The organism is Bacillus mycoides, assembly GCF_018742245.1.
GTDB lineage: Bacteria > Bacillota > Bacilli > Bacillales > Bacillaceae_G > Bacillus_A > Bacillus_A cereus_U.
The window spans coordinates 4,186,148-4,197,597 of the sequence record NZ_CP036132.1; the positions used below are offsets into that span (position 1 = coordinate 4,186,148).

Genomic DNA, 11,450 nt, shown 5'->3' on the forward strand with positions numbered 1-11,450 from the left:
CAATAAAAGAAGGGGAACTCAAAAAGCAATTCCCCTTTCTTACATAAGTATATCAAATTATTCACGATTAAAAACTACCTGTATTTACGTTTTGTGGACGATTGACAGGTTTTATTAACTTTTCACCTTTCTCGTCCGTAAGGTTCGCTTTCCCATTCACTTCAATAGAAACATTTTTCACACCTTGTTTTTCCGTTAAAGATAAGACCAACGATTTCAATACGTAATTTGAAATCATACTTTTGTCTTGGTTCACAAATATATTTTCATTAAAGTTTAATGTAATATTTCCGTTCTCCACTTTCGGATTCGTAATAAGCTTAACTCCTGGATTAAAATCATTTAGTAACGAACCGTGAATCGGACCTTTTACAAGCTCATTCACAATTGCCGAGTAATCATTTTCTTTTCCTTCTGCAACGCGTCTTGTTACCGGTACGTAATATTGCTGCTTATTATTATTTTGCGCCATAAAGTAAAGTGTAACCGGTTTTGTATTCGTTACATCTGCTACTTGTTCATCATCAAAGTTAATTCCATTCGCACGACTTACACCTTCACCAAGCGGTGTACCCGCAACAGGCATCTTCGCTAACTTTTCACCATTTATTTGGAACTGCACTTGTTTTATTTCTGTAAATTGAGTCAAAGTCCACGCTACTGATTCAATAATTTGACGCTCTTCTTCTTTCGAATAATTTTTCATTTCTTTAGAGAAATCAATTACTGCTGTCCCGCCCTTTTTCAAATTTAAGGTCATCGTTGTATTTGCTGGAAGGACTGCTCGAAATCCATTCGGCAATAAATTTGTGACTGGTCCATCTTTCACAAGATACTCTAACGTTTGCTGTACAACTTCATTTGCTTTCGGAGTAGGCATTGCAATAGTTTGCGGTACGACATATCCATTTTTATCAACGAGGTATAACTCTCTATTTACTGTTTGCCCTTGTTTATCTTTTTTAGCTGTTTCTTTCTTTTCACCTTCTGTATACGTAACTTTTTTTGGCGGATCAATTTGTTCTGTCGCTTTCTCTTGATTTAACAAGCCACACCCTGATAATAAAATCGCACTCACAGTAGCACCAACAACCCATTTAAAAGTGGATTTAGGCATGCCATTCCCCCCTAAAATCTAAGTTTGTACTATTATGTATACGAGCTGTTTCATATTTTAGAACAAGCTATAGCCACTTACACAGAAAAAACCCCTGATTTCTCAGGAGTTCTCTTATATGAGTCTACTATTATTCTGTTTCTAAATTAATATGCTTCACATTTTCAATCGGCTGACCGAACCACTTTGATGCAATTTCTTTAAACAGACCTATTTTACCAGTCGTTAAGAAGAGGTGATCACTTTGTTCTTCTCCCTCATTTAACATCTTACTATGGTATAAAATCGTGCTTACCTCACGCGCCGTTTCATCACCCGAACTAATTAATTGTACTTGATCCCCCATTACCTTTTTAATAACAGGACCTAAAATCGGATAATGTGTACACCCTAAAATAAGTGTATCAATGTCAGTACTTTTCAACGGTTGTAATGTTTCTCTTACAACTTCATACGCCATTTCACTTTCGAAATTCCCACTCTCTACAAGCTCAACGAAAGGTGGACAAGCTAAACTTTCTACCTTAACACGGTTATTAATAGACTTTAGCGCCTCTTCATAGGCACCACTTTTTACTGTTCCAATCGTTCCAATAATCCCAACATGATACGTATTTGTCACTTTTAAAGCTGTACGTGATCCTGGATGAATAACTCCAACTACTGGAATTGGTAATTGTTTCTGCATTTCTTCTAATACAACCGCAGTTGCTGTATTACACGCAATAACTAACATTTTGATATTTAAATCTAATAAATGCTCCGTCATTTCCCACGTAAATTGACGCACTTCTTCACGAGAACGCGGACCATAAGGGCAACGTGCTGTATCTCCTAAATATATAATACGCTCTTTCGGCAACTGACGAATTAATTCCTTCGCTACTGTTAAACCGCCCACTCCTGAATCAATAACACCGATCGCTCTATTCAACTTAATCACCCGTTTTCTCATTCATCATCTTATTTTATCCCGCGTTAACGGGCAGTAAAACTCCCACTTCAAAATTCGGCTGCAGCAAAGAAGTTAGGCGGGAGGTCCACTGCCCGTAAACGCCCGATTGGTGAAGGCTAATAATCAGCAGGGAATGAACAAAACCCCCACTGATTAAAGTTTCACTTTATGTTTATCAGTATATTTTACACACTTTAAGTTCGCTAACTTAAAATGCCCCTGTATAAAATTTTTCATTTGTACCTGTATAGACCAGGACCTTTTTTTATTTTGCTCCTTTTTTTCATAATTTGCAAGACAGAAAAATAACCGACCTTCTATATGAAAGTCGGTTTCTTCTATATAAAACACTCATTCAAAACAAAACTCCCGCTACCTTTATTAATAGCGGGAGTTTTATTTCTATATTTTATTTATCGCGTTCTTTATAGCCTTACCTATTTATATATGAAACATTCTTATCATTCATATGGAGCGTGAAACAAACAGAAAAATAGCCGACTCTTTGTATAAAAGTCGGCTGCTTTCTTATAGCTCGAGCTCTCCCATACGAAGAAGCTCAACAACTGCTTGTGAACGTCCTTTAACCCCTAGCTTTTGCATTGCGTTTGAGATGTGGTTGCGTACTGTTTTTTCACTTATAAAAAGTTCACCTGCAATTTCCTTCGTCGTTTTATCTTGAACGAGTAATTCAAATACTTCTCTTTCTCTCTTTGTGAGTAACGGTTTAGATTGATACGCTTTTTCCTTCAACTGGTATAACCCTCCTTGCTTAAGCCAGAGCTGTATATGTGTAAGTTGGGTGTTTATTTAGTCAAGATATTGTATGAACGAAATGTGCAGGTGGTGAATGAAAATGGGCTTTATTTCTTATGTTATTTTAGACTTTTATACAGTGCGCACACTCTTTTTATCCACTTATTTTCCAGTACGCCATATTTGTTCCAGCAATATACTTACAACAGTACCTACAAACAAACCATTACCAAATATATATTGCATAACAGAAGGCAATGATTGAAGTGCTCCAGACGGTAAAAACATAATGCCGCAGCCAAACAATACCGCAACTCCTAAGATCGTTACATTCCGTTCGCTAAGTGGCACTTGTTTTATATTATGAAATCCAATCCCAATAAGCTGCACGAACGAGGCCATTAATACCGCAGATGCGACCGCGGATGGCAGAGAGGCTAAGTAGCGGATAATACTTGGAAACAGCGACATAACGACTAATAGTACACATGCAAATAAGAATGAACGCATGTACTTTTGATTTGTTAAACGTATGAAACCTGCCGTTGCTGGTAATGGAACGACACCTACAGTTGAAAATACGGAGGAAATTATATGCGAAATCCCTCCGATCCACGTACCATCCTTCAACTGTTTTTGTTCAATAGCTGCTTTATGAATGGTAGCTTGATTAATTGCTATAATAGCTGCCACTGTATTTGAAACTAAAATACATACCATAACGAAACTTGATACAGCCATACCTGTATTCCATTTTGGAAGTCCCCAAGCAAATATATGTGGAAGTTGCACAAAATGAGTTACTTGAGATGGAATCGTCACTTTTCCTGCAATCAAAAAAATAATCCACCCACTAATTAGTCCTATTAAAACCGCATAACTTTTAACAAAACCTTTTCCAAAATTGGAGAGTATGACCACGAACAAAAAGATGCCAAAAGCGATCAACGCTGTAAATCCATCGATTTGAGAAACAGTAGCTGTAATTCCTAACATCCCTTTTAAAAACACACCACTTAATTGCAAACATAATAGAAGCAAGAAAGTCCCTGTCACGAGCGGCGTAAATAAAAATAAAATACGTTCTATAAAACCAGTTAGCCCTAATCCTATTAAAATAACTCCGGCAACCATCATCCCTAATTCTAAAATTTGCAACGTACTATGTAATTGATCTTGCCCTACAGTTGCATAAGCTAGTACGGTAAATACACCAACCCAAGATCCAGCTGGTCCATCAGCAATCGGAAGTTTATGTCCAATCCATCCTTGTAAAAAAGAAGATATACCAACTACGAAAAACGTACGCTGCATTAAATAAAATACTTCTTCCGTCGTAAGATGAAATAATCCACCAACGACAATTGGTAGCGCGATTGAATTTGCTAATAAAAAAATAAACCATTGCAAAGTTCCCATAATATGATTTTGATTATGTTGATTGTCCAAACTTTTCATCCCTTCTAGCTTTCCTATAAGGAAGTATAGCGTTATCCTGTTTCTACGGAATACAAAAGAAGAGTTCTATTTTCACAATTAGAACCCTTCTAAAAAAATCTAAACGATTCCTCTATACAAGATTATCAGATTTCACTTGATCTAAATCCCCTATAACAACATTCCCTTTATACATAACTACACTCTTCTCTGTTTGACGAGCCACTGCTTCCGCGGCGCATGTTGCATTCGTCAAGACAAAACTTGCCTCATCTCCTACATTTGGCCATAACCTCTTGCCTTCATCGTTTAGCGTAGCTTTCCCTCCTGTAATAAAACGAAGAGCTTTTCCTAAAGATTTTTCATCACTCCAACCAAATCGTTCTGCCAATCGATTTGCCTTTTGAAGCATATCACCTGTGCCGAACGGAGACCAATGATCTGTAATACTATCATTTCCTAATGAAACTTTAACACCTTTTTTATCTAGTAACGGAATTGGGATTACTTGTTTACCGATTGGAACGGTTGAAGTGATATCAATCTTTAATGCTGCTAGTCTTTCTGCCACTTCTTCAGCTTCTTTATCAGTAACACCACCAAGTCCAAGCGCATGACTAATTGTTACACGACCTTGCCATCCTGCTTCTTCCGTTAGGCTTGCCAATCTCTTCATTGTAAACGTTCCAAGATTATTCGCATCGTGCAAATGAATATCAATATCCGCATTAAACTCTACCGCAATGTCCATAATCGTATGTAATGATTTTTCAATATCATTATCTACTGTAGCTGGGTCCACTCCGCCAACTAATTGTGCGCCCATACGCATCGCATCCTTCACAAGTTGCATAGAATTACTGCGCAATAATCCATGTTGCGGAAAAGCAACTATTCTACCAGACAACCGATCTTTATATGTTTCTAAAGCCGCTAACGTCGCCTCTAAATTACGAAGTCCAATAACCGGATCCACATTACAATGCGTTCTAATATTTGTTGCGCCATTTCGAAGCAATAACTCTAGCATATTTTCCGCCCTGTCTTGAGCAGTTGCTAATTGCTTTGGTAAAATCGTTTTTTCTTCGTTAAAACGTGTAAAAATATTTTCTGCTGGCATACAAGCTTTCCAAGGCCCACTATAATATGTTTTATCAATATGAATATGCATCTCTTCAAAAGCTGGTAAAACTAATAAACGATTAGCATCAAAAGTTAACGTTCCTTCCTCTTGGGCGATTCCCGATATAATTCTTTTAATTCTTCCATCTTCAATAAGAAGACTGCATATCTCAGTTTCCGTTTGTGAAATTTTCGCTTCTTCATATGTATAACCTGTTTCAAGCTTTACATTAGTCAACCAATACAATGTCATTACTATTTCCCCACCTTATAATAGAAAATACGTTACACCCTCATTTTCATTTTAATACCGACTGAAAATTAAGACAATTAATACGCTATATTGTCCCTTCACAAAAAAATGTAATATAACCTAATGGTCTTCTCATAAATTTCCATATAGAATAAAAGTACACTGTATCACTCATACATAACAGCGGTGATATAAAAAGGAGAGGATCATAATATGTCGAAGAGGTTATATAAATCCGAAACTGACAAAATGTTATTTGGTATATGCGGTGGTTTAGGAGAATATTTTGATATTAGTTCTACTCTCATTCGTATCCTTTGGGTTATTGCAGTTTTATGTTTCGGAACAGGATTTTTAGTTTATTTTATTTGTTTATTATTTATGCCACGTTCTTACTAATATTATCCTGATTAGCAATACTCTTTTCACTATACTTAAGCAGAACATACAAATTGAAAAAACGCCTATAGAATCTTTTTCTATAGGCGTTTTTTCATGAAGAATATTTCATCGTTAAATGTAATACCGCCACTTCATCCTCTTCATTTTTATAACTATGTTTCTTATTCGCTTCAAATTGAATGGAATCAAACTCATTTAGCACGTACACATCGTTCTCCACTTGAATAGAAACTTTCCCTTTCATTACTGTTACAAGCTCAATTGCTCCTTCATGATGAGCTTCAGGTTCATATATACTATCCGCTCTTAAACAAGCTCGGTGCATTTCCATCCCCGTTTCTTTCGTGTAACGGAACATCGTTTCTAAGTGCCACGCTTGTCCTACATCTACTGCAAAGCCTTCTCCGCAGCGCGCAACAGCTACAGGCTCTCCAACAACCATCAATCTCGATAAAGGGATTGATAGCCCTTTCGTAATTTTCCAGATGACAGCTAATGTCGGATTCGTTTCACCTCTTTCAATTTTTCCTAGCGTTAATTTACTAACACCTGTCTTTTGGGCTAAATCTTCTAAACTTAATTTTTGTTCATTTCGAATTTGTCTTAATAACTGACCTACTTGCTGAATTACTTCTTTCGTTTGCATATCTTCATTTTCTTTCATATATAAAAACCACCTTAAAATATAAAATAGTTTACTTTTATTAACTTTAAGTATATTATACTATACATAAATACTCAATTCCGAAAGGAGTGCCATACTTCATGCGCGCAATACTACTAGGTCTTTTATCATCGGCCTTTTTTTCTGCAACCTTTATTATTAACAGAGCAATGAATGTATCTGGAACAAGTTGGGCTTGGACCGCTTCCTTCCGTTTTCTATTTGCTCTCCCTATTTTATTCCTTATCGTTTTATTTCGCAAAAACTTAGGAGTTTTATGGGAAGAATTAAAAAAACATCCATTTGTATGGATTGGGTGGGGCTCGGTCGCTGGCATCGGCTTCTATTCTTTATTAAGTTTCGCAGCTGTTTTTTCTCCAGCTTGGCTCGTTGCTGGAACTTGGCAAGTTACGATATTAGCAGGTTTACTTTTATCGCCATTATTCTTCATTAAAATAGAAACAAAATCAGGTACAAAACTTGTACGTGGAAAAATTCCACTGCGCAGTTTATACGTCGCTTTATTTATTTTACTTGGTGTACTTTGTATGCAAGCTACTGAAGCGGGTCATATTACAATGACTCAATTCATTTCTGGTTTTTTACCTGTCGTTTTAGCAGCTTTCTTATATCCCTTCGGTAACCGAAAAATGATGGAACTTGTTGGCGGGCGTCTTGATACATTCCAACGTGTATTAGGAATGGCAATCGGGAGTCTCCCTATTACAATTCTACTTGGTATATACGGATTTTCCACTACCGGTATTCCATCATCAAATCAAATGATGCAAGGATTTTTATTAGCATTATGTTCCGGAGTTATTGCGACGATGACATTTTTCTTTGCTACCGACTTAGCAAAAGACAATCTTGCTTTACTTGGAGCTGTTGAAGCAACACAAGCTGGAACGATGGTCTTTACTGTACTTGGTGAGATTATTTTCTTAAATGGCTCATTCCCTAGTGGTCTGTCACTGATTGGGATGATTATTATAATGTTAGGAATGATCGTAAATAGTGTTTTAAACCGCTCTGTTCCAGTCATTAAACAAAAAAAATCAGCATAAAAATAGATATGGTTCTTCTTCATAGAACCATATCTATTTTTATTGTCTCCCTATTTCGCCTTATCAGAATAGTATTTCATTGGCTGTTTATACTAAAACCTATGTTATAATACGTTTCATGTGCATTATTAGGAGGTAAATTATGTTAAAAAAAGCAATTGCTGAATTTATTGGTACATTTGTACTTGTATTATTCGGAACTGGAGTAGCTGTCATTGGCGGCGGAATTGAAGGAATTGGAACATTAGGTATCGCTATGGCTTTCGGATTATCTATCGTGGCTATGGCATATAGCATTGGAACAATTTCTGGATGTCATATTAACCCAGCGGTATCAATCGCGATGTTCATTAACAAAAGAATGAACGCTATGGAACTTAGCTATTATTTATTAGCTCAAATTTTAGGTGGTTTATTAGGAACTGCAACGCTAGTAACAATTTTACGATCTGCTAAATTACCTTTAGATAATTTAGGACAAAATAGTTTTGGAACTCTTGGTTTATCAGGAGCATTTTTAGTTGAATTCATTTTAACTTTCGTATTTGTTTTAGTTATCGTTGCTGTAACAGGTAAAAAAGGAAGTTCTTCTTTAGCTGGATTAGTAATTGGTTTCACATTAGTATTAATTCACTTATTAGGTATTCCGTTAACTGGAACATCTGTTAACCCAGCTCGTAGTATCGCACCAGCTCTATTCGCTGGCGGAGAAGCAATTTCTCAACTATGGGTGTTCATCGTTGCCCCAATTCTTGGTGGTATCGTAGCAGCTGTTGTAGGAAAGTGTATTTTAAATACTGAAAAATAGAATTTTCAATATTTACGAATAAAAAAAGGCGAGCCCTCATCATGAGGAAGCTCGCTTTTTTATTCTTTAATTTTCGACTTTAAATTTGTAACTAACTGCTGAACCGTTACATTTGCAAGTACGTTTTCCATCGCTTCTTGCGATTGTATTAAAACAATCTCTAATACCGATTGAATATTAGCTCCTACTGGACATTCAATGTTGGGATTTTCATGGAAAGAAAATAGATGTCCTTCTTCTACAACTTCCACAGCTTTATATACATCAAGTAATGTAATTTCATCTAAATCACGAGCAAGTGTCGTACCACCTTTACCAGCTTGTACATCAACAAGTCCTGCTCTCTTCAACATTCCTGTAATGCGACGAATCACAACTGGATTTGTATTCACACTACCAGCAATCCATTCAGAGGTACAGCGAGAGTTTCGATCTATTGCAAGTAACGTTAACATATGAACACCTACTGTAAAACGACTACTAATTCCCATCTGCACACCCTCCTTTTTATTCATTCTATTAAAAGACAACTCTTATTATTATATACTATTTTTAATTTATACATAAAGAAAAAGCATGATTCCACTATAAAATCATGCTTTTCTCCCATTATTGACGCTTTATAAATTTCGCTAAATCTTTAAATTTCACTTTATCTGAGTAATTCATTACACCGTTTACGTAAATGCGGCTTGTAACAGCACTTAATATACCAATTGTCGCTAAAAGAACCGCCATTGTTATCGTAATTTCTAACATACCAGCTTCACCAGCCACAAAGCGTGAGAATGTAATCATCGGGGTGAAGAACGGAACGTAAGAACTTACAACAACAACAGTACTATTTGGATCACCTAGCGATTTAATACTTATAAAGAATGCTGCCATTATTAAAATAGACACTGGCAAAATAACACCTTGTAAATCCTCAGTCCTAGAGACAACCGCACCAGCAGCCGCATACATCATCGCATAAAGGAAATATCCTGTAACAAAATAAATAAGGAACATACCGATAACTTGTGCATCTATCTTTGTAAAATCAATTGGTGCTCCAAATAATGAACCATTTTCTAAATCTACCCATCCTAGTAACCAAGGAACCAAGTAACCACATGCCAATACGGCAAGTTGTAATAACGCCGTTGAAACAACCGCTAAGATTTTTGCATACATCATCGTCAGTGGTTTTACTTTCGGAATCATAACTTCCATAACGCGAGAAGCTTTTTCAGAAGCTATATTCATCGCAATTGTACTTCCGAACATGATAATAAACATATACAAAGCAAATGTAAAGAAATATGCAATTCCTGCGGAAGCAGAACGATCTTTTATCGCTTCTTGTTTCACAGAAATTTCGGTTTGCAATTGCTGTGCAATTTCCGGTGAAACATTATGTTTAGCAATTGTTACTGCTGTATATTGCGCTTTTAAATAACTAGCTATAATTGTAGAAGTTGTTTCACTAGGTAACTTATTAAACATATACGTAACCTCTGGAACTCCATTCTTTTCGGTTACATGAAATAAACCATCCATTTCGCCATCTTCTACTTGTTTATGCAGTTTATCAAAATCCACTTTTGAACCGACAGTTATTTTTGCTGATGGTAATAGCTTAGTTAACTCTTCTTTTTGTACTTTATATGTGGAACTTTCCGTTACAACTGCAATTTTATCTTTATCCTTATTTTTATCATCGCCTGAAGTAAAATGATTAAATGCAAAAATCCCAAACACAACCAAAAATAAAATCGCACTCGTAATTAATGATTTTTTAGATAAAAACGCTTCCCTAAAATAAAATGAAAATACATGATAAAATTTACGCATCTTTATTTCGCCCTCTCTACAAAGATTTCGTTCAACGTTGGCTCTAGCATTTTAAATTGTCGTAAGCTAATACCTTGTTCTTGCAATTGTTGCAAAATCTTTAGAGCTTCTGCATCGTCTTGTACCTTTACATAAAGAAGGCCTTGTTGTTTTTCATACGGGACATGTATAGCTTCTAATCCCTTTTCATTCTCTTCAGTATCTTCAATCGTTAAATTACGGAAACCGTATTCTTTCTTAATATCACTTAACTGTCCTTCTACAACTGCTTCACCTTTTTTCAAAATACATACATGTTGGCAAAAAGCCTCTACTTGCTCCATACGGTGACTTGATAAAATAATTGTCTTTCCGCTCTGTACTTGTTCTCCAATAATACTAGCTAGCATTCCAGCATTAACTGGATCAAGTCCGCTAAATGGCTCATCTAAAATAAGAAGTTCTGGATCATGAAGAAGAGCAGCTATCAATTGAATTTTTTGCTGATTCCCTTTTGAAAGTTCTCCAGCCGTTTTAAATTTATATTCTGGGATTGCTAATCGCTCTAACCAGTGATCAATTGCAAGATCGACTTCTTTCTTCGTCATTCCTTCTAATCTACCAAAATATCGCAACTGATCTATTACTCTACTTTTTGTATATAGTCCTCTTTCTTCTGGTAAATATCCAATTGTTACCCCACTATCACCAAATGACTTTCCATCCCACGTAATAGAACCTTCATTTGGCGTTAATAAACCTAGTAACATTTTAATTGTCGTTGTTTTCCCTGCACCATTTCGGCCAAGTAAGCCTAACACTTCACCTTTCGGTAACGAGATTTGCAAACCATTAACTGCTTTAGATTCTCCGAATATTTTTGTTAAGTTTTGAATTTGTAAACTCAATGTATAAAGCCTCCCCTTTAGTATCATTCGTACCCTCTGTTAAAGCCTATGATTGTTCAGAATGAAATATAGTACTATATTTCATTCTCTTATATGTATCACTACACCTAACCCATCATTTGTTTCATTTAGTTAAAATCGTAAAT

At 36.0% G+C, this 11,450-nt stretch carries 12 protein-coding genes; 3 read left to right on the forward strand and 9 right to left on the reverse strand.

Annotated elements, in window-relative coordinates; translation table 11 throughout:
* Positions 1-67: 67 nt before the first annotated feature.
* From EXW56_RS21460 to EXW56_RS21480, 5 genes are all read right to left on the reverse strand, one after another.
* The gene (locus tag EXW56_RS21460; RefSeq protein ID WP_070129031.1) at positions 68-1,117 is read right to left on the reverse strand and encodes a GerMN domain-containing protein; all 1,050 of its coding nucleotides are present in this window, start codon (positions 1,115-1,117) and stop codon (positions 68-70) included.
* 130 nt (positions 1,118-1,247) lie between these two features.
* Positions 1,248-2,060 (reverse strand): glutamate racemase, encoded by an 813-nt coding sequence (gene racE, locus EXW56_RS21465; protein ID WP_353845729.1) that lies wholly within the window; start codon positions 2,058-2,060, stop codon positions 1,248-1,250.
* A gap of 540 nt (positions 2,061-2,600) precedes the next feature.
* A complete protein-coding gene (gene gerE, locus EXW56_RS21470) occupies positions 2,601-2,825 on the reverse strand; it encodes a spore germination transcription factor GerE (RefSeq protein WP_000659484.1) in 225 nt (74 codons plus the stop codon).
* 165 nt (positions 2,826-2,990) lie between these two features.
* Entirely contained in the window at positions 2,991-4,286 is a 1,296-nt protein-coding gene (locus EXW56_RS21475) for a purine/pyrimidine permease (RefSeq protein ID WP_002199246.1), read from the reverse strand.
* Positions 4,287-4,398: 112 nt separating this feature from the next.
* On the reverse strand, positions 4,399-5,640 hold the full coding sequence (locus tag EXW56_RS21480) for an amidohydrolase family protein (protein ID WP_002199245.1): 1,242 nt from the start codon (positions 5,638-5,640) through the stop codon (positions 4,399-4,401).
* Between the two features lie 213 nt (positions 5,641-5,853).
* Between EXW56_RS21480 and EXW56_RS21485 the strand changes: the two genes are divergently transcribed.
* A complete protein-coding gene (locus EXW56_RS21485) occupies positions 5,854-6,039 on the forward strand; it encodes a PspC domain-containing protein (protein ID WP_002199244.1) in 186 nt (61 codons plus the stop codon).
* A 94-nt stretch (positions 6,040-6,133) separates the two neighbouring features.
* On the opposite strand, the gene EXW56_RS21490 is transcribed toward EXW56_RS21485, so the two are convergent.
* The gene (locus EXW56_RS21490) at positions 6,134-6,706 is read right to left on the reverse strand and encodes a helix-turn-helix domain-containing protein (protein WP_002112092.1); all 573 of its coding nucleotides are present in this window, start codon (positions 6,704-6,706) and stop codon (positions 6,134-6,136) included.
* A gap of 101 nt (positions 6,707-6,807) precedes the next feature.
* Here EXW56_RS21490 and EXW56_RS21495 point away from each other — a divergent pair, with 101 nt between their 5' ends.
* Positions 6,808-7,773 carry a DMT family transporter gene (locus EXW56_RS21495; RefSeq protein WP_002199243.1) on the forward strand — a complete coding sequence of 322 codons (966 nt, stop codon included), beginning with the start codon at positions 6,808-6,810 and terminating at the stop codon, positions 7,771-7,773.
* Between the two features lie 142 nt (positions 7,774-7,915).
* On the forward strand, positions 7,916-8,581 hold the full coding sequence (locus EXW56_RS21500) for an MIP/aquaporin family protein (protein WP_002112094.1): 666 nt from the start codon (positions 7,916-7,918) through the stop codon (positions 8,579-8,581).
* Positions 8,582-8,640: 59 nt separating this feature from the next.
* On the opposite strand, the gene EXW56_RS21505 is transcribed toward EXW56_RS21500, so the two are convergent.
* From EXW56_RS21505 to EXW56_RS21515, 3 genes are all read right to left on the reverse strand, one after another.
* On the reverse strand, positions 8,641-9,072 hold the full coding sequence (locus EXW56_RS21505; protein ID WP_002112095.1) for an Rrf2 family transcriptional regulator: 432 nt from the start codon (positions 9,070-9,072) through the stop codon (positions 8,641-8,643).
* A 118-nt stretch (positions 9,073-9,190) separates the two neighbouring features.
* Positions 9,191-10,417 (reverse strand): ABC transporter permease, encoded by a 1,227-nt coding sequence (locus tag EXW56_RS21510; RefSeq protein WP_098988405.1) that lies wholly within the window; start codon positions 10,415-10,417, stop codon positions 9,191-9,193.
* 2 nt (positions 10,418-10,419) lie between these two features.
* On the reverse strand, positions 10,420-11,304 hold the full coding sequence (locus tag EXW56_RS21515; protein WP_002199241.1) for an ABC transporter ATP-binding protein: 885 nt from the start codon (positions 11,302-11,304) through the stop codon (positions 10,420-10,422).
* Positions 11,305-11,450: the final 146 nt, after the last annotated feature.